Below are 18,555 nucleotides of genomic sequence, written 5' to 3'. Positions count from 1 at the left end.
CCGCGATGCTTGCACCGTGAAGCAATCTCTGCAGCTGGCCATAATTTATATCAGAGTCTAGAATCTAATATATGGGCAGAAATGCAAAGTTCGACGAAGCGGCCATCCTCGATGCGGCGGTGCAGATCGTCTCGCAAGGCGGGCCGCAGGCCGCCACCGTGAACGCCATCGGAAGCGTCATCGGCGCCTCCAACGGTTCCATCTACCACCGCTTCCGTTCGCGCGACGAGTTGCTGGGACGCTTGTGGTTGCGCACGGTGGCGGCCTTCCAGCGGCAATTTGCACAGGCGCTGGCGCATGCACAGCCTCACCAGGCCGCGCTCGATGCGGCCCTGTCCATCCCGCGTTGGGTGCGCGCCCAGCCCGACAGCGCCCGCGTGTTGCTGCTGCATCGGCGTGAAGACTTCCTCAGCGGCGGCTGGCCGGCGGAGATGATGCAGGAGGCAGCCCGGTTGGGTCAGGAGGCAGAAGCAGCGCTGGCCAGCCTCGCCGTCCGCCTCTTCGGCAGCACCAGTCCGCAGGCGCTGGCCGCGCTGGGTTTCGCAGTGGTCGACATTCCCTATGCCGCAGTACGCCGCCACCTGGGTCGCCAGGAGCTGCCACCGCCTGAACTCGATGACCTGATCGAAGCGGCCTGCCGCGCAGCCATCGCCACGGCGGCAGAGCGGCTGGTGGCCGCCGCGCCGGCACGCCGCCGGAGCGGCCGCAAGCCCGCTGCCCACACCCCGGCCAGCCGCGTGCCCAGCCGGCCGCGCAGCGCCAGCTAAGGAGCGGCCGATGCCCTTCCACCCGTTCCCCGGAGGGCTGCGATGAGCCTGCTGACGGACACCGGCCTGCTGAAGGCCGCTGCCTTGTTCGACCTGGCCATCGCGCTCTTTCACCTCGGCTTCTGGCGGCTGTTCGGCTGGCCGGCAACACTCAAGGCCTCGGGCCACCTCAATGCGGCCGTCACGCAGACGATGAACGCGGTGCTCATCTATGTGGCCCTGGCCTATGGTGCCGCGCTGTGGTGGGCCGAGCCGGACCGCCCGGCGTCGATGTGGCTGGCGTTGGCGGGCGGGGGCCTCTGGCTGTGGCGAGCCGGGCTGCAGCCGTGGTACTTCGCCTCGCGCAGCCGCCGCTCGCGCGCGTTCACGGTCGGCTTTGCCGCGGGTGCCGCGCTGCACCTGGGCGCGGCCTGGGCAGTGGCTGCCAGGGCAGCCGCAACTTGACGCAGCCACCGCTCGGTCGCCTTCACGAGACCCATCGAGGGCCGGCCCCGTCCAGGGTGCGCCGCTTTCCTCAGCGCGGCAAGGGCGCGCTGGCTCCGCCCCACCCGCGTTGCAGCCTGTCGAAGCGCCCTACCGATGCGGGCCATGCACGTGGGGCCCGCGCCGCTGCTGCGGCACGCCCTCGCGTGATGCTTCGGTCAAGCGGTTGAGGATGCCGCAGTCCTGTGCGGCATGGCCTTCGCGGCAGCGTTCGCGCAGGCCTTTGAGCTGCTTCTCCAGCGCACGCAGTTCGGCGATGCGCTGTGCCACATGGCCGATGTGCTCGTCGAGCAGTGCATTGACCTGCCCGCAGTTCTCCTGGGGAGCGTCCTTGAAGCGCAGCAGCACCCGGATCTCGTCGAGCGTCATGTCCAGCGAGCGGCAGTGGCGGATGAAGGCGAGCCGCTCGACATGGTCGCTGCCATAGATGCGGTAGTTGCTGTCGCTGCGCGCCGGCGTGGCGAGCAGCTGCTCGCGCTCGTAGAAGCGGATGGTCTCGACGGGCGTTCCGGTGGCCCTGGCGACTTCGCCAATTTTCATCGCATCACCCTGTTCGACATGTTGTATGCCGGTTGACTCTACACCCACTACAGGGTTTGGAATACCGGCGACACCAGGAGTTCGCGATGAAACAGCCCGCACAAGAAGAATTCGCCTCAGCCGCCCCTGAGACCGCAGCCTGCTGCAGGGGCCACGACCACTGCCCCGGCAGCGACCGCAGCCACAGTGCCCACCACGATCACGATCACGATCACGACGACAGCCCGGCGCTGCACCCGCCGCTGGCAGCTGCGCTGCCTCCGGGCGCCGCGCTCTTTCATATTCCCGCCATGGACTGCGCGGCGGAAGAAGCCGACATCCGGCGCGCGCTGGAGCCGGTGGCCGGCATCCAGGCCCTGAGCTTTCAGCTTGGTGCACGCACCCTGACGCTCACCGCCCCGGCCGATGTGCTGCCGCGGGCTCAGGAGGCGATCGCGCGGGCCGGCTTCCGTGCGCAGCGCATCGAAGCCGGCAGTGCCGCACCGGCCGCCGGTGGCATGGCCGCGGGTCTGGGGCGCCTGGCGGCGGCGCTCGCCCTGGCCATCGGTGCCGAGGCGGTCGAGTTCTTCGCGCCCGACGCGCGCTGGAGCAGCGGCCTCGGCATGGCGCTCGCCGTGGCGGCGATCTGGCTCGCCGGGCTGCAGACCTACACCAAGGGCTTTGCCGCCCTGCGCCATGGCAAGCTCAACATCAATGCGCTGATGTCGGTGGCCGTGACGGGCGCCTTCCTGATCGGCCAGTGGCCGGAGGCGGCCATGGTGATGGCGCTCTACGCCATTGCGGAGCTGATCGAGGCCCGGGCCGTCGACCGGGCCCGCAACGCCATCCATGGCCTCATGGCGCTGGCACCGCAGGAGGCGCAGGTGCGCCAGCCCGACGGCGCCTGGCAAACAGTGCCGGCACGCGCAGTGCCGCTGGGTGCGGTGGTACGCATCCGGCCCGGCGAGCGGGTGCCGCTGGACGGGGTGGTCACGCAGGGCCACAGTGCGATCAACCAGGCACCGGTCACCGGCGAAAGCCTGCCGGTCGACAAGAGCGTGGGCGACCTGGTGTTCGCCGGCACCGTGAACGAAACCGCCGAGCTTGAGTTTCGTGTCACCGCCGGTGCGTCGGACACCACCCTGGCGCGCATCATCCACGCAGTCGAGCAGGCGCAGGGCAGCCGTGCCGAGACGCAGCGCTTCGTCGACCGCTTCGCGGCGCGCTACACGCCGGCGGTGTTCGCCATCGCGCTTGGCGTGGCGCTGCTGATGCCGCCGCTGATGGGCTGGGGCTGGCTCGACGCGCTCTACAAGGCGCTGGTGCTGCTGGTCATCGCCTGCCCCTGCGCCCTTGTGATCTCGACCCCGGTGACGGTGGTCAGCGCATTGGCCAGCGCAGCACGGGACGGCATCCTGATCAAGGGCGGCACCTATCTGGAGAACGCCCGCAAGCTGCGCGCGATCGCGCTCGACAAGACCGGCACGTTGACCGAGGGCCGGCCTCGCCTGGTGGCCCGGCAGGTGCGGGCCGGCGATGAGGGCCAGGCGATGCGGGTGGCGGCGAGCCTGGCCGGCCGCTCCGACCACCCGGTCTCGCAGGCCATCGCCAGCGCCCTGCCCGCTGAAACGCTGGCAGTGGCCCGCTTCGAGGCCCTGCCGGGACGGGGCGTGAAGGCCGAGGTGCAGGGTCACACCTATGTGCTGGGCAACCACCGGCTGATCGAGGAGCGCGGGCAGTGCAACCCGTCGCTGGAGGCCGAGCTGCAGGCGCATGAGGCGGCCGGCCGCACCGTCACGCTGCTTGCGTCGGAGCAGGAGGTGCTGGCGGTCTTCGCGGTGGCGGACACCATCAAGCCCTCCTCGAGCGAAGCCGTCGCCGAGTTGCAGGCGCTCGGCGTGCGCACCGTGCTGCTCAGTGGCGATAACAGCGCCACTGTCGAGAGCATCGCACGGCAGGCCGGCATCAGCGAAGCGCGCGGCAACCTGCTGCCGCAGGACAAGCAGCGCGCCATCGAGGAGCTGCAGCGCAGCGCCGGCGCCACCGCGATGGCTGGCGACGGCATCAACGACGCACCGGCCCTGGCCCAGGCCGACATCGGCATCGCGATGGGTGCCGCCGGCACCGACACGGCGATGGAAGCCGCCGACGTGGTGATCATGAACGACGACCTGCGCCGCATTCCGGCCACCATCCGGCTTTCGCGCAAGACGCATGCGGTGCTGTGGCAGAACATCACGTTCGCGCTGGGGCTCAAGGCGGCCTTCCTGCTGCTCGCCGTGTTCGGCAGTGCGACCATGTGGATGGCGGTGTTCGCCGACATGGGCGCCAGCCTGCTGGTGGTGGCCAACGGCCTGCGCCTGATGAAGGCCCGGCTGCAGCCCTGAGCACACCTGCCAGCCACACCACTCGACACACCGCGTCCATGACGGCCGTCGATATACTCCGCGCCATGCGTCGCTGGCTCGCCGTCTTCCTGCTGGTTCTCCTGCCGCTGCAGCTCACCTGGGCCGCAGCCGCCAGCTACTGCCAGCACGAGCGCGACGCCGGGGTGCGGCACCTGGGACACCACGAGCATCAGCATGAAGCCGATGCTCCGCAGAAGGAAGGCCCAGCGTCCAACACGCTGTCGGTGCTCGACGCTGATTGCGCCTTCTGCCACCTGGGCTGCGTGAAGCCGGTGGCCAGCCTGGCCACTCTGCTCCTGCCTCGCGCGGCGGCGGTCCACGGGGCTGCCCTGCTGCCCGACCCTCCCGGCTTCCTGCTGGCCGAGCGCATCGAACGCCCCAACTGGCTGCGCGCCTGATCCGGCGTGCCCGCCGCTGCCCCCTCCCGGCATCGCCGTCGGGCTGAGGGCTTCCCCCGGCATGGCGCGCCGGACGCTTCCCCCGTTGTCCCACCCACAACCCGGAGCATCCGATGCGCAGCTTCTTGCGGCCGCTGGCCCTGGCGGCCCTGGCCGCCCCTGCATTCCTGAACGGTGTCGAGGCCGGCGAGCCGCCCGGCCCCGTGCCCCCCACGGCGCTGGCCGCCGACCCGTCGCCGCCCGCCACCGGCCGGCGCTTGAGCCTGGCCGACGCCCTGGCCCTGGCCTTCACCCACCATCCCGAACTGGCCGCCGCGCGGCGTGAGGTCGAGGCCGCCGAAGCGGCCCGGCTGCAGGCGGCCGCATGGCCCAACCCGCAGCTCGGCATCGAGTGGGAGGACCCCGGTCGCCAGGGCCGCAGCACCACCGTGCAGCTGAGCCAGCCCATCGAATGGGGCGGGCAGCGCCCGGCGCGCATCGAAGCGGCCGAGCAGGCGCACCAGATGGCACTGGCCCGGCTGGCGGCCCGGCGGGTCGACCTGCGCGCCGCCGTGCACAGTGCCTTCGTCGAGGCGCTGGTGGCCCAGGAGCAGGTGCGCATTGCCGAGGCCGACCTGCAGCTGGCCCAACGTGCCAGCGATGCGGCTCGCCGCCAGGTGCTGGCCGGCAAGGTGTCGCCCATCGAACAGAGCAAGGCCGGCGTGGCGGAGGCCGGCGTGCGCCTGCAATGGCTGCAGGCGCAAAGCGCCCGGCGCACCGCGCTGGGTGCATTGGCCGCCGCGATCGGCCAGGCTGGCGCCGCTCCGGAGGGGGTCGACGGCCAACTCGCCCTGCCGCCCCGGCCACCAACAGCGGCCAGGCCGGCCACCGAACGCCTGGCGGCGGCACCGGCCTTGCGGCAGGCGCGACTCGAGGTGCAACGCCTGGCGGCGCTGGCCGCGCTGGAGCAAGCCCGCAGCCGCCCGGACCTGACCCTGACGGTGGGCGCCAAGCGCTCCGGTGAACTGGGCCGCCAGCAGGCCATCGTCGGGCTGGCGCTGCCGCTGCCGCTGTTCGATCGCAACCAGGGCGCGCACCTGGAAGCGCTGCGGCGCCAGGACCAGGCGGCCGACGAGGCACAGGCCCTGGCGCTGCGCCTGCAGACCGAGCTGAGCCGGGCCGAGGAAGGTCTTGCCACCGCGCAGGCCGAGGCCGAGATGCTGCAGCAGGAGGTGCTGCCCGCGGCCCGCCAGGCGCATGACGCAGCGGCCAAGGGCTTCGAGCTGGGCAAGTTCGAGTTCCGCGATGTGCTGGATGCCCAGCGCACCTTGCTGGAAGCCCGCGCCCGCCACCTGCGCGCCCTGGCCGAGAGCCACCGCGCCGCCGCCGAGATCGACCGCTTGACGGGCGTGGACGACCCAACCGCAGCGACCCCCCCCTTGCAGATGCAGCCCTGAGAGGATGCCCATGACACGACCCCGTTTCCCCTTGCGCAAGAGCCACAGCCTGGCCATTGCCATCCTGCTGGTGCTCGGCATTGCCGGCGCCGTTGCCATCCTCAATACCGCGCCGGCACGGCCGGCCGCGGGCCACGGCCACGGCCATGCCGAAGGCGCCGGCCACGACCATGGCGAGGGCCAGGCCGGCGAGGGCCACGCGCATGCCGAAGGCGAGCACGACGATCACGGCCAGTCCGAGGACGGCGATGCCCACGACAGCGCGGCCGAGGCGCTCGGCCCGCATGGCGGCCAGCTCTTCACCGAAGGCGGCTTTGGCCTGGAGGCGCTGCTCAGCGAAGGCGACGGCCCGCCGCGCCTGAAGGTCTGGCTCTATCGCGACGGGCGCCCGCTGCCCGCCACGGCGGCCCGCCTGGGCCTCACGCTGCAGCGGCCGGGCGCCGCGGCCGAGGAGATCGCCTTCGAGGCGCGGCAGGACCACCTGCTGAGCGTGCAGCCCATTGCCGAGCCGCATGTCTTCGAGGCCACCCTGGCGGCCCGGACCGACAGCGAGCCGTACCTGTTCACCTTCAGCCGCCAGGAAGGCCTGATCCGCCTCACCGGCGCGCAGCTGAAGGCCGCCGGCATCACGCTGGCCACCAGCGGCCCGGCGCGCATCCAGTCCTCGCTGCAGCTGCCTGGCGAGATCCGCTTCAACGAGGACCGCACCGCCCACGTGGTGCCGCGCGTGCCCGGCGTGGTGGAGCAGGTCTCGGCCGACCTGGGCCAGCGGGTGCGCAAGGGCCAGGTGCTGGCGGTGCTGTCGAGCCCGCTGCTGGCCGAACTGCGCAGCGAGCTGCAGGCGGCGCAGAAGCGCCTGGTGCTGGCCCGCAAGAACCATGAGCGCGAGCAGGCGCTGTACGAGGAGAAGATCTCGCCGCAGCAGGACGTGCTGCAGGCGCAGCAGGCCCTGCACGAGGCCGAGATCGCGGTGGCGGGCCTGCAGCAGAAGCTGCAGGCCCTGGGCGCCGGCCCGGCGGCCAGCGCGCTGAACCGCTTCGAGCTGCGTGCGCCCTTCGATGCGGTGGTGGTGGAGAAGCACCTGGCGCTCGGCGAGGCCGTGAAGGAGGACAGCCAAGTGTTCACGCTGTCCGACCTGTCCACCGTGTGGGCCACCATCGACGTGCCGGCCGGTGAGTTGCCCCAGGTGCGGGTGGGGGCCAGGGTGAGCATCCGCGCCAGCGCCTTCGCCGAGACCGCAACCGGCACGGTGGCCCATGTGGGCGCCCTCATCGGCGAACGCACGCGCACCGCCCAGGCCCGCGTGGCGCTGTCCAACCCGCAGGGCGCCTGGCGGCCGGGCTTGTTCGTCACGGTGGGCCTGGTGGCGGCCGAAGCGGAGCTGCCGGTGACGGTGGCGACCGAGGCGCTGCAGACGCTCGATGAACAGCAGGTGGTGTTCGTGCGCCACGCCGGCGGCTTCCTGCCGCAGCCGGTGAAGACCGGCCGCAGCGACGGCCGGCGTGTGGAGATCCTGCAGGGCCTGCAGGCAGGCGCAGCCTATGCGGCGGCCGGCAGCTTCGTGCTGAAGTCCGAGGTCGGCAAGGCCACGGCCGAGCATGTGCACTGAACGCGGAGCGCCCCCCATGTTCGAACGACTCATCCGCTTCGCCATCGAACAGCGCTGGCTGGTGCTGCTGGCCGTGCTCGGCATGGCGGCACTCGGCCTGCTGAGCTACCAGAAGCTGCCCATCGACGCAGTGCCGGACATCACCAACGTCCAGGTGCAGATCAACACCGAGGCGCCCGGCTATTCGCCGCTGGAGACGGAGCAGCGCATCACCTACCCGGTGGAGACGGTCATGGCCGGCCTGCCCGGCCTGCAGCAGACCCGCTCGCTGTCGCGCTACGGCCTGTCGCAAGTGACCGTGATCTTCGAGGACGGCACCGACATCTACTTCGCCCGCCAGCTCGTCAACGAGCGCATCCAGTCCGCCCGGGGCCAGTTGCCCGACGGCATCAGCCCGGCCATCGGCCCGATTTCGACCGGGCTGGGCGAGATCTTCCTGTGGACCGTCGAGGCCGAGGAAGGCGCCCGCAAGCCGGACGGATCGCCCTACACCGCCACCGACCTGCGCGAGATCCAGGACTGGATCATCAAGCCGCAACTGCGCAACGTGCCGGGCGTGACGGAGATCAACTCCATCGGCGGGCATGCCAAGGAGTACCAGGTGGCGCCGGACCCAGCAAGGCTGTCGGCCGTCGGGCTGACGCTGGCCGACGTGGTGGCCGCCCTGGAACGCAACAACGGCAACGTCGGCGCCGGCTACATCGAGAAGCGCGGCGAGCAGTACCTCATCCGCGCCCCCGGCCAGGTGCGCACGATGGAAGACGTGGGCAACGTCATCCTCGGCAACGTGGCGGGCGTGCCGGTGCGGGTGCGTGATGTCGCCACGGTGGAGATCGGCCGCGAGCTGCGCACCGGCGCGGCCACCGACAACGGCCGCGAGGTGGTGCTGGGCACCGTCTTCATGCTGATCGGCGAGAACAGCCGCACCGTGAGCCAGGCGGTGGCCGACAAGATGGCCGAGATCCAGCGCAGTCTGCCGGCCGGCGTGCGTGCCGTCACGGTGTACGACCGCACGGTGCTGGTGGACAAGGCCATCGCCACGGTGAAGAAGAACCTCTTCGAAGGCGCGGTGCTGGTGGTGGCCATCCTGTTCCTCTTCCTCGGCAACATCCGCGCGGCGCTGATCACCGCGCTGGTGATTCCGCTGGCAATGCTGTTCACCTTCACCGGCATGGTGAGCCAGAAGATCAGCGCCAACCTGATGAGCCTGGGCGCGCTCGACTTCGGCATCATCATCGACGGCGCGGTGGTCATCGTCGAGAACTGCGTGCGCCGGCTGGCCCATGCGCAGGCCCACCACGGCCGGCCACTGACACGCAGCGAGCGCTTCCACGAGGTCTTTGCCGCGTCACAGGAGGCACGACGTGCGCTCCTGTTCGGGCAGCTGATCATCATGATCGTCTACCTGCCCATCTTCGCGCTGACCGGGGTAGAAGGCCGCATGTTCCACCCGATGGCCTTCACGGTGGTGATCGCGCTGCTGGGTGCGATGCTGCTGTCGGTCACCTTCATTCCCGCAGCGGTCGCGCTCTTCATCGGCCACCGCGTGGCGGAGAAGGAGAACGGGCTGATGCAGGCCGCCCGCCGCGCCTATGCACCGGTGCTGCGCAAGGTGATGGACGCCAGGGCAGTGGTGCTCACCTTCGCCGCGGTGGCGGTGGTGCTGTCGCTGCTGCTGGCCACCCGGCTGGGCAGCGAGTTCGTGCCCAGCCTCAACGAGGGCGACCTGGCGGTGCAGGCGCTGCGCATGCCGGGCACCAGCCTGACGCAGTCGGTGGAGATGCAGCAGCAGCTGGAGCGCACGCTGAAGGCGCGCTTTCCGGAGATCGAGCGCATCTTCGCGCGCACCGGCACCGCCGAGATCGCGGCGGACCCCATGCCGCCCAACATCTCCGACGGCTACATCATGCTCAAGCCGACCGAGCAATGGCCCGAGCCGCGCCGCACCCGCGAGGCGCTGCTCGCCGCGATACAGGCCGAGGTGGCGCGGCTGCCGGGGCAGAACTACGAGTTCTCGCAACCCATCCAGCTGCGCTTCAACGAGCTGATCTCCGGCGTGCGCAGCGATGTTGCGGTGAAGGTGTTCGGCGACGACATGGACCGCCTGCAGGCCACCGCGGCCGACATCGCCCGGGTGCTGCAGCAGGTGCCGGGGGCGGCCGAGGTCAAGGTGGAGCAGACCACCGGCCTGCCCATGCTCACGGTGCAGATCGACCGCGACAAGACCGCCCGCTACGGCCTCAACATCGGTGATGTGCAGGACACGGTGGCCACCGCCCTCGGCGGCCGGGAGGCCGGCACGCTGTTCGAGGGCGACCGCCGCTTCGACATCCTGGTGCGCCTGCCCGAGCACCTGCGCGCCGACCTGGACGCGCTGCAGCGGCTGCCGGTGGCGCTGCCGGCCGAGGAAGGCGGCCGCACCCGCTTCATCCCGCTCAGCGAGGTGGCCACGCTCTCGCTGGCGCCCGGCCCGAACCAGGTCAGCCGCGAGGACGGCAAGCGCCGCGTCGTCGTCAGCGCCAATGTGCGCGGGCGCGACATCGGTTCTTTCGTCGCCGAGGCGCAGCAGGCCCTGCAGCAGCAGGTGAAGGTGCCGAGCGGCTACTGGACCCGCTGGGGCGGCCAGTTCGAGAACCTGCAGTCGGCCACCCGGCGGCTGCAGGTGGTGGTGCCGGTGGCGCTGCTGCTGGTCTTCACGCTGCTGTTCGCCATGTTTGGCAATCTCAAGGACGGGCTGCTGGTGTTCACCGGCATCCCCTTTGCGCTGACCGGCGGCATCGTGGCGCTGTGGCTGCGCGGCATTCCGATGTCGATCTCGGCCGCGGTGGGCTTCATCGCACTGTCCGGCGTGGCGGTGCTCAACGGGCTGGTGATGATCGCCTTCATCCGCAAGCTGCGCGAGGAAGGCCGGCCGCTGGACAAAGCCATCCATGAAGGCGCGCTGACGCGGCTGCGGCCGGTGCTGATGACGGCGCTCGTCGCGTCGCTCGGCTTCGTGCCGATGGCCATTGCCACCGGCACCGGCGCCGAGGTGCAACGGCCGCTGGCGACGGTGGTGATCGGCGGCATCCTGTCCTCCACCGCCCTCACCCTGCTGGTGCTGCCGGTGCTCTACCGCCTGGCCCACCGGCGCGATGAAGCGGCGGAGCAGGCCGACGGCACCTTGGCCGCCTTGCCGGCCTCCGCGCAAGCCGGTTGAACCCGGCGCAGCTGCCCATCGCTGCGGCGCGCCCGCCGCAGCGATGGGCAGCCTACCGTTCCCACCCCACCCACCAAGGAGCTCACTGATGATGAAACCACCACGCCTCCTGCTCGTCCTTGCCGCTACGGCAGCCTTGACCGCCCAGGCCCGGGACGATCACCACGGCCATGACCACGGCCACACCGGCGCCGCCCATGCCCACGAAGCCAAGGCGGTGCATGGCGGTGTCGTCGCCGTCGTCAAGGACATGAACTACGAACTGGTGGCACGGCCCGACGGCATCGCGCTGTACGTGTCGGACCATGGCAAGCCGGTGGACCTGAAGGGCGCGTCCGCCCGCCTGACACTGCTGAGCGCGCAGGCCAAGGCCGAGGTGCCGCTGGCTCCGGCCGGCGACCGGCTGCAGGGCGCCGGCCAGCCTGGGGTGGGCGCCGGCACCAAGGCCGTCGCGCTCGTCACCCTGGCGGGGCAGGCACCGGTCACCGTCAAGTTCTCGCTGAAGTAAGGGGCGATCGGCGCCGGCCGGCCCTTGCGATGTGAATGAGGACCGGCCGCACCGGTGCCGCTGCCGGCTGCCTGTGCTGCAGATCCGGCGGGGCCGGCGGCCGGATGGCATCATCGCGTCTTTTCATCCCCCAAGGAGAGACCGCATGACCACCACCACCCCCAGCGGGCTGCAGATCGACGACGTGCAAGCAGGCACCGGCGCCACCGCCACCGCCGGCCGCAGCGTGCGGGTGCACTACACCGGCTGGCTGCACGATCCGAAGGCGGCCGATGGCCGCGGCCGCAAGTTCGACTCCAGCAAGGACCGTGGCGATCCCTTCGAGTTCTCTCTGGGTGCCGGCATGGTCATCCAGGGCTGGGACGAAGGCGTGCAGGGCATGAAGGAAGGCGGCATCCGGGTGCTGACCATTCCGGCCGAGCTGGGCTACGGCGCTCGCGGCGCCGGCGGCGTCATCCCGCCGAACGCCACGCTGGTGTTCGAGGTGGAACTGCTGAAGGCCTGAGCGCCCGGCACCGTGGCCGCCGCTTCCCGCCGACGCGGGAGGCGGACCTGCAAGGGCCGGTGCGCCAGCATTGCGGTCGCCCGGCTGCCCAGTCGCTGTTGCCAGCCGCCCCGGATATCGACAGCCGGACCGGGGCCGCGTATCGTCACCCCATGAACGAACGCGCCCAGAGCCTGCACCACCGCCTGATCCGCAACTTCGATGCGGTGCCGCGCCGCCACGAGCAGCGTGCCCCTCTCTATGACACCGCCTGCGCCCGGCTGGCGCCGGGCACCGCAGCAAACAAGCTCGGTGCCAGCATCGACGTGCTGCCGCCCGGCAAGCGCGGCTGTCCCTATCACTACCACCACGCACAGGAAGAGATGTTCGTGGTGCTCGAAGGCAGCGGCACCCTGCGGGTGGCCGGCGAGATGCTGCCACTGGTGCAGGGCGATGTGGTGTTCATCCCGCCCGGGCCCGACTACCCGCACCAGATCATCAACACCTCCGAAGGGCCGCTGAAGTACCTGAGCATCAGCACCCGTGAATCGCCGGAGGTCTGCGTGTACCCCGACTCCGGCAAGTACGCCGCCTATGCACCCGGCTTCGACGCCGTGCAGCGCCCGGCTGCCAGCGTCGACTACTGGGACGGCGAGCCCTGACCGGGGCCAACCCTTCAACCGGCCCGCAGGGCCGGCCACCTTACCGGCGGTGACGCTCTGGGCCGCGCGAAGGCGCTCGGCTGTCTACCATGGCCGCTCCATCACACACCGCCGCTCCGGCCATGGGCCGGCGCCGCCGAGGAGGACCGCATGGAACCCGGCCGCCCCAGCCGCACAGCCCACCGCGTCGCCCTGCTGCGCGCCCAGCATCAGTTGCGAGACGAACTGCCGAGGGTGCTTGACGACCCGGTCGCGCTCGACATCCTCGGCCCCGACGACGCTGCCCGGCTGCGCGCCGCCCCTCACCGGCGCGAGAGCAGGCTGAACCGCCGCATCCGGGCCGACGTGGTGGCCCGCAGCCGCATCGCCGAAGACAGCCTGCACGAAGCGGTGAGGCGCGGCGTGCGCCAGTACGTGGTGCTCGGTGCGGGACTCGACACCTTTGCCTATCGCAACCCCTACCCGGCCGCGGCACTGCAGGTGTTCGAGGTCGACCACCCCGACACCCAGGCCTGGAAGCGCCGGCTGCTGCAGCAGGCGGGCATGCCGCTGCCGCAAGCCCTGCACTTCGTGCCGGTGGACTTCGAGACACAAGGCCTGCCTGAGCGCCTGCAGGCAGCTGGCTGGCGAGCCGACGAGCCGGTGTTCTTCTCCTGGCTGGGGGTCACCGTCTACCTGCGCCGGGCAGCGGTGATGGACACCCTGCGCTGGATCGCCGAGGCCACGCCAGCCGGCAGCGGCATCGTCTTCGACCACCTGATCCCGCCCGGCACCCTGCGGCCAGCGCAACGCTGGGCCGTGCGCCTGGTGGCCTGGCGCTGTGCACTGATGGGAGAGCCGTGGCATTCCTATTTCGAGCCCGCCGCCCTCGCCCGGGAGATGCGCACAATGGGCTTCACTGACGTCGTGTCCCTGGGGGCCGGTGATGTCAATCCGCTGCTGTTCAGCGGTCGCGGCGACGACCTCAGCTTCAGCCCCTTGCTGGTGGTGGTGCGCGCCTGGGTGTGAAGCGGCCGGGTCCGCCACCGGGCCGCGCGCGCCTGCGCCCGCCGGTACGGCCGCCGACCGTGCGCGGCGGGCCTATGATCGCGGCTGTCGAAGACTCCTGTCGTCCAGCATCGTGAAGCACTCCATCGCCCTTGCCTTCTCCCTGTGCAGCCTGGCGCTGTGCGGCGTCACGGCGCATGCCGGCCCGGCGGAAGCCGCCAAGTCGGTCGCGGCCGGCGCCTCCGCGGTGGCGACCAAGACCGAGGCTGCGGTCACGCGAGGCGCAAAGAAAACGGCCGCCGCCGTCGAGCACGGCGCCCGCAAGGCAGGAGAAGCCGTGCAGCACACCGCCGAGAAGCTGGGCTTGCCGACGCAGCCGCCGGCCTCCGCGCCTCAGTGACACAGCCGCCCGAGTGAGGCCGGCGGCATCGACACGCCGGCACTGCATTTTTTGATCACGGTCTTCTGATCGTCGCCAGGCGAGCCCACAATCAGTTGTGCGTCGACCGCGCTGCGGGCAGGGCGCCGGCTGGCGCGGCAACGTCGCTCCTCGCGCCGGCTCCGCGTCCACGCAGCCGTGGCCGGCACAGCGGGCGGACGGTGTAGAGCTGCAGCGGGAATGGCCCTTGCCGACAGCTCAGGTCCATTTCCTCTCCAGGGCAAGCGGAGCTTCGACCATGAGACCATCCTCCTCCACGCTGTGCACGGCCCTCACCGGCTGTGCCCGCACCTGCCTGCCGAGCGCAACCGCCCAGGGAGTGGTGCTGCTCAATGACTACCTGGGCCCGACGGTGCACTACCGGGGCGACTTGCAGGCGCTGCAGGAGCGACTGACCGCCCTGCTCGGCGTGGCACTGGAACGCACGCCCAGCGGCTGCCTGCTGTTCTCCACCGAGATCAAGGAAGGCCTTTCGGGCCTGCCGATCGCCGAGACACAGATCGCCGGCAGCCACCTGATGCTGCGTCCGGAAGACCTGGCGCGGGCCCTGCCGGAACGCGCGCCCCTCGAATCGGAAGCACCGGACGCCAGCACCGGCATTGCCACCACCCGGGCACTGTGCCCGCGCAGCGGCGCCCTCATCACGGTGGCCAGCAAGCCGCGCGAAGGCACCCTCGTGCTCGTCAACTATGTCGTCGAGCCGCTGGCCGATGCGCCGGACGACGGCATCGACGCCGCTGGCGCCACGGCCTGGCTGATCGCAGACCACCCACTGGCCTTTGCCGCCCTCCCGCAGCAGCTCTACCGGCTTGGCTGGCGGCATCGGCGCTTCTCCACGGTGGCGGATGCGAACGAAGCCGTCGACCGGCTTGGACACCATGCGTCGCCCGCCTTCGTGCTGGGCCTCGCCTCGTATGGCGTGCGGCAGGCCGAACTGCTGGCACTGGCGCAGCGGCTGCCCGACAGCGAGGTGGTCCTTGGCCTTGAACCGGATGCGGGGGGCGAGGCGGCAGCGCCGACGCCGCCGCTGCGCTGCGAGCCGCTGCCGCTCGGCCGCATGGAGCTGCTGCAGATCACCGAACGGGCCGCCCGCCGGGTGGCGGATGCCGGCGCGCCCACCGTGGCAGATGCCGACGAGCCACCGGCCCCGCGCCGCGTGCTGGTGGTCGACGACAACCCGGTGACCCAGCTCGTCGCCACCGAGGTGCTGCGCAGCCTGGGTTTCCGGACCGAGGTGGCGGTAGACGGCGCGGCCGCCATCGAGCAGTGCCGGGAGCTGGCGCCGCATGCGGTGCTGATGGACGTGGAGATGCCCAGCATGGACGGGCTGGCTGCCACGCGCCGGCTGCGCGAACTGCAGGCCGTCGGCGCGCTGCCCTACTTCCCGATCATCGTCGTCACCGCCCTCGTCAGCGCAGAGGACGAACAGCGGTGCCGGGAGTCGGGCGCCGATGCCTACCTGCGCAAGCCGCTCGATGCCGCCGAGTTGTACCCGGAGCTGCAGCGCGTCATCGAGTGATGCGGGCGCTGCCTGGCAGGCAGCGCCATCAACGCCGCATCACCGGCAGGTAGAGCCACTCGCGGCGCTCCTGCGGCGGCGTGTAGGCGGGATCGGTCGCGTAGTGACGCATCACCGGCGCATCGATGCGCTGCCAGCCGGCGTCGGCCAGCACCTGGTCCCAGGGCTGCTGCGCCGCCTGCGCCGCAGCAATACGGGCATAGCAGCCGGCCTTCAGGCGACCCTGCCCCATGTCGGGCGGTGCTGCCGACAGCGGCTGCGCCAGCACGGCGGCCTGCAGCTCGCACTGCCCGCCCGCCTGTCCCCAGCCGCCGAGTGCCGCATCGGCAGGCGCCAGGCCAAACACCTCCCATTGCGAGCGCGGTGAGCCACTGCGCACCAATCGATCCACCACCCCGTCGAACAGGCGACTGACCTCGCTGGCGGCACCCCGAAAGCCCAACAGGTGGCACGGCGGGGCGAACTCCAGGTGCACGATCGGGGGCGGCAGCGGCTCGGCGGGCCGCGAAGACGCGGCTGGCGCCTCCCGCTGCTGCCGCAGCCAGGCACCGGGCGGCAGCCCGTGTTCACGCAGGAAGGCGCGGCCAAAGGCTTGCACACTGCCATAGCCGCATGCGTCCGCCGCCTCGGCCAAGGGCCAGCCTTCCAGCAGCCAGTCGGTCGCTTGCCGCAGGCGCAACCGGCGCAGGGTGGACATCGGCGATTCGCCGGTGAACCGGCGGTAGGCCCGGTCGAAGTGTTCACGGGACCAGCACGCGACTTCAGCCAGGTCCTGCAGGCCGAGCCGTTGCGCGCTGCACTCGCGCCGCAGCTCCTCGCCAATGTGCTCCATCACCCGGCGCAAGCGCCGGCGTTGCTGACCCAGATTGCGCGGTGCCACTTGCATGCCGGCATTGTGCAGGCCGCAGCCGGCCACGGCGACGGCAGCAACACATCAATCGCGGTCAATGCGCCCGGCCGGGCGGCGCCCTAGCATGGACGCATCGTCATCTCGGGAGCGCACCATGTCAGCCCCTGTCCTGCGGCAGGCGGTCGCCGCGCTGCTCGCGGCCTCGCTCGCCGGCCCGGCCCTGCCTTGCACCACCTTCGTCAGCGCCGGCCACGACGGCCCTCTGTTCGGCCGCAACTACGACTTCGAGTTCGGCGAGGCACTGGTGGTCGTCAACCCTCGCGGCCTGCGCAAGAGCAGCGACACCGGGGCCGGCGCTGGCGAGCGCGCGGCACGCTGGACAGCCCGCCACGGCAGCGTGACCTTCAACCAGTTCGGTGTCGGCTATCCCACTGGCGGCATCAACGAGGCCGGCCTGGTGGTGGAGTTGCTGTGGCTCGACGGTACCCACTATCCCGATGGCGACCACCGGCCCACCGTCGCCACGCTCGAGTTCATCCAGTACCTGCTCGACACCAGTGGCACGCTGGATGAAGCGCTGGCCGCCGCCGCCGAGGTGCGCATTGCCGGCCGGGTGCCGCTGCACTTCCTGCTCGCCGACGCGCAGGGCGGCGCGGCCAGCGTGGAGTTCCTCGCCGGCCGCATGGTGGTCCACCGCGGCGAACGCATGCCGGTGAAGGTGCTGGCCAACGACAGCTACCAGAGCTCGGTGGCCCAACTGGCGCAGTACCGCGGCTTCGGCGGCAGCCAGCCCCTGCCGGCCGGCAGCCAGTCGCCCGCGCGCTTTGTCCGCGCGGCGGCGGGCTTGCAGGACGGGCCGCCGGACAACCCGGGCCAGGCCCTGGCGCTGCTGGACCAGGTGGCGCAGCCGGGCGCCACGCATTGGCAGATCGTCTATGAGATGCGCCGCGGCGTGGTGCATTACCGCACCGCGAGCCACCGGCCACTGCGTCAGCTGCGCCTGGCCGCCATCGACTTCCATTGCAACGCCGGCCTGCGCCTGATGGACATCGACACCGGTGAAGGAGACCTGAGCCAGCGCTGGGTGCCTTATCGCCGCGAGCTCAATGAAGCGCAGCTGCGCACCGCGTATCGCAAGACCTCTTTCCTGCGCCATCTGCCGCCCGAGGTGGCCGCCCGCGACGCCGAGGCGCCCGAACGCATGCGATGTCCGTGAAGCCGACCCACACGTACCGGCCGGCCATGGTCAGGATGTCGAGGCCGCGGTGCAGCGCACGCCAAAGGCCTGCAGCCGGGCCATCACGTGGCCGGGGTCCAGCAGCCGCTCCGGCTGGTGCAGGCCGCCCGCGACCGGTGGGCCTCCCACCAGGCCCAGCAGCCGCTCCAGCGCAATGGCGACGCCGAATGCGCTGAGGGCGGAGTAGGTGTCGTCGTGCACCAGCTCGAGCCGCCGTCGCACCGCACTGCCATCGGCCTGCTCGCCAGCGACTTCGATGATGACCTCGTTCGACAGCTCGGCCACACGCTCGGCAGGCCGCTGGCGCAGGGCCAGGTCCACCCGTATCGAGCGTGCGTCGGTCTCCGCCGCCAGGCTGGCGACGTCCATCAGGGGATAGGCCTGGCCCTGGTGCACACGGCCGTCCGCGCCGGTGAAGCGGCGCCCTGCAGCCGCGGCCGGCAGCCAGCGAAAGCTGCCGTCCTGCAGCACCAGGGGCAGCGGAGCGCCTTGGGCCAGCTCCGAAATATCGGCCTGCGCGGCCGGCCCGCCCGCGTCATGCTCGTCGAGCACCGCCGCGATGTCCAGCGAATCGACACGGCGCAGGCCCTGCACGAGGTACAGCGCGGCAAGCGCGGCGGTCCCGCCCATGGTGTGACCCAGCAACAGCACCGGCGCCGCTTGCGGTGCATGGATGACACGGGCGACCAGGGGAGCGATGTCGAACACGAAGTCCGAGAAGGCGAGGTAAGGGATGCCGTGCCGCTGCGCATGGGCCAGGGTGCGCAGCGTCGGGTCCTTCATCAGCACGGCAATGGCGCTGTGCCTGGCCGGGGCCGGCAAGCCCAGGTCGACACGGTCGAGGTCGATGCGCACCGCATCGGCCCGGCCCAGCGTGTCGGCCAGGCGGCTGGCCTTGGCCAGGTCACGGCCGCCGATGGTGATCGGCAAGTCGGGATGGAGTTGGCGCAGGGCCAGCGCAGCCCGGCGGCCGACCGCGCCGGAGCCACCGACGAGCAGCACCGAGGGAATGGCAATCGAGGACATCATGGAAGTTCCTGTGTTGGGGGC

The 18,555-nt window shown here is 71.2% G+C and carries 17 protein-coding genes; 14 read left to right on the top strand and 3 right to left on the bottom strand.

The genetic code is table 11. From position 1 onward, the window contains the following. Nucleotides 1-71: 71 nt before the first annotated feature. The gene (locus N7L95_RS25790) at nucleotides 72-767 is read left to right on the top strand and encodes a TetR/AcrR family transcriptional regulator (protein WP_301260489.1); all 696 of its coding nucleotides are present in this window, start codon (nucleotides 72-74) and stop codon (nucleotides 765-767) included. Nucleotides 768-809: 42 nt separating this feature from the next. Then, on the top strand, nucleotides 810-1,211 hold the full coding sequence (locus N7L95_RS25785; RefSeq protein ID WP_301260488.1) for a hypothetical protein: 402 nt from the start codon (nucleotides 810-812) through the stop codon (nucleotides 1,209-1,211). Nucleotides 1,212-1,340: 129 nt separating this feature from the next. Here N7L95_RS25785 and cadR read toward each other — a convergent pair whose 3' ends face one another. After that, a complete protein-coding gene (gene cadR / locus N7L95_RS25780) occupies nucleotides 1,341-1,790 on the bottom strand; it encodes a Cd(II)/Pb(II)-responsive transcriptional regulator (protein ID WP_301260487.1) in 450 nt (149 codons plus the stop codon). A gap of 86 nt (nucleotides 1,791-1,876) precedes the next feature. Between cadR and N7L95_RS25775 the strand changes: the two genes are divergently transcribed. The 11 genes from N7L95_RS25775 to N7L95_RS25725 all read left to right on the top strand — a co-directional run bounded on the left by N7L95_RS25775 (nucleotide 1,877) and on the right by N7L95_RS25725 (nucleotide 15,418). Continuing rightward, complete coding sequence (locus N7L95_RS25775; RefSeq protein WP_435870118.1) at nucleotides 1,877-4,156, top strand: heavy metal translocating P-type ATPase; 2,280 nt, start codon at nucleotides 1,877-1,879, stop codon at nucleotides 4,154-4,156. A gap of 38 nt (nucleotides 4,157-4,194) precedes the next feature. Further along, nucleotides 4,195-4,575 (top strand): DUF2946 family protein, encoded by a 381-nt coding sequence (locus N7L95_RS25770; RefSeq protein WP_301260486.1) that lies wholly within the window; start codon nucleotides 4,195-4,197, stop codon nucleotides 4,573-4,575. 113 nt (nucleotides 4,576-4,688) lie between these two features. After that, on the top strand, nucleotides 4,689-6,011 hold the full coding sequence (locus N7L95_RS25765) for a TolC family protein (RefSeq protein WP_301260485.1): 1,323 nt from the start codon (nucleotides 4,689-4,691) through the stop codon (nucleotides 6,009-6,011). Nucleotides 6,012-6,015: 4 nt separating this feature from the next. Next, nucleotides 6,016-7,620, top strand: coding sequence for an efflux RND transporter periplasmic adaptor subunit (locus tag N7L95_RS25760; protein ID WP_435870117.1), 1,605 nt, complete (start codon nucleotides 6,016-6,018; stop codon nucleotides 7,618-7,620). A gap of 16 nt (nucleotides 7,621-7,636) precedes the next feature. After that, the gene (locus N7L95_RS25755; protein ID WP_301260483.1) at nucleotides 7,637-10,819 is read left to right on the top strand and encodes a CusA/CzcA family heavy metal efflux RND transporter; all 3,183 of its coding nucleotides are present in this window, start codon (nucleotides 7,637-7,639) and stop codon (nucleotides 10,817-10,819) included. A gap of 88 nt (nucleotides 10,820-10,907) precedes the next feature. After that, nucleotides 10,908-11,327, top strand: a complete 420-nt coding sequence (locus N7L95_RS25750; protein WP_301260482.1) for a hypothetical protein — start codon at nucleotides 10,908-10,910, stop codon at nucleotides 11,325-11,327. A gap of 145 nt (nucleotides 11,328-11,472) precedes the next feature. Further along, the gene (locus tag N7L95_RS25745) at nucleotides 11,473-11,832 is read left to right on the top strand and encodes an FKBP-type peptidyl-prolyl cis-trans isomerase (protein ID WP_301260481.1); all 360 of its coding nucleotides are present in this window, start codon (nucleotides 11,473-11,475) and stop codon (nucleotides 11,830-11,832) included. 152 nt (nucleotides 11,833-11,984) lie between these two features. Beyond that, nucleotides 11,985-12,473 carry a cupin domain-containing protein gene (locus tag N7L95_RS25740; RefSeq protein ID WP_301260480.1) on the top strand — a complete coding sequence of 163 codons (489 nt, stop codon included), beginning with the start codon at nucleotides 11,985-11,987 and terminating at the stop codon, nucleotides 12,471-12,473. A 150-nt stretch (nucleotides 12,474-12,623) separates the two neighbouring features. After that, on the top strand, nucleotides 12,624-13,481 hold the full coding sequence (locus tag N7L95_RS25735) for a class I SAM-dependent methyltransferase (protein ID WP_301260479.1): 858 nt from the start codon (nucleotides 12,624-12,626) through the stop codon (nucleotides 13,479-13,481). Between the two features lie 112 nt (nucleotides 13,482-13,593). After that, nucleotides 13,594-13,860: a hypothetical protein gene (locus N7L95_RS25730; protein WP_301260478.1), complete on the top strand. Its 267-nt coding sequence runs from the start codon at nucleotides 13,594-13,596 to the stop codon at nucleotides 13,858-13,860. A 277-nt stretch (nucleotides 13,861-14,137) separates the two neighbouring features. Next, on the top strand, nucleotides 14,138-15,418 hold the full coding sequence (locus tag N7L95_RS25725) for a response regulator (protein WP_301260477.1): 1,281 nt from the start codon (nucleotides 14,138-14,140) through the stop codon (nucleotides 15,416-15,418). A gap of 28 nt (nucleotides 15,419-15,446) precedes the next feature. On the opposite strand, the gene N7L95_RS25720 is transcribed toward N7L95_RS25725, so the two are convergent. After that, the gene (locus tag N7L95_RS25720; RefSeq protein WP_301260476.1) at nucleotides 15,447-16,304 is read right to left on the bottom strand and encodes a helix-turn-helix domain-containing protein; all 858 of its coding nucleotides are present in this window, start codon (nucleotides 16,302-16,304) and stop codon (nucleotides 15,447-15,449) included. Nucleotides 16,305-16,422: 118 nt separating this feature from the next. Between N7L95_RS25720 and N7L95_RS25715 the strand changes: the two genes are divergently transcribed. After that, nucleotides 16,423-17,484 carry a linear amide C-N hydrolase gene (locus N7L95_RS25715; RefSeq protein WP_301260475.1) on the top strand — a complete coding sequence of 354 codons (1,062 nt, stop codon included), beginning with the start codon at nucleotides 16,423-16,425 and terminating at the stop codon, nucleotides 17,482-17,484. A 30-nt stretch (nucleotides 17,485-17,514) separates the two neighbouring features. Here N7L95_RS25715 and N7L95_RS25710 read toward each other — a convergent pair whose 3' ends face one another. Next, nucleotides 17,515-18,534: a saccharopine dehydrogenase family protein gene (locus tag N7L95_RS25710; RefSeq protein ID WP_301260473.1), complete on the bottom strand. Its 1,020-nt coding sequence runs from the start codon at nucleotides 18,532-18,534 to the stop codon at nucleotides 17,515-17,517. Nucleotides 18,535-18,555 lie beyond the last annotated feature (21 nt).

Origin of the sequence: Eleftheria terrae (assembly GCF_030419005.1) — a bacterium.
Lineage (GTDB): Bacteria > Pseudomonadota > Gammaproteobacteria > Burkholderiales > Burkholderiaceae_C > Caldimonas > Caldimonas terrae.
The sequence above is the reverse complement of the archived record's forward strand: the minus strand, read 5'-3'. Positions and strand labels throughout refer to the sequence as shown.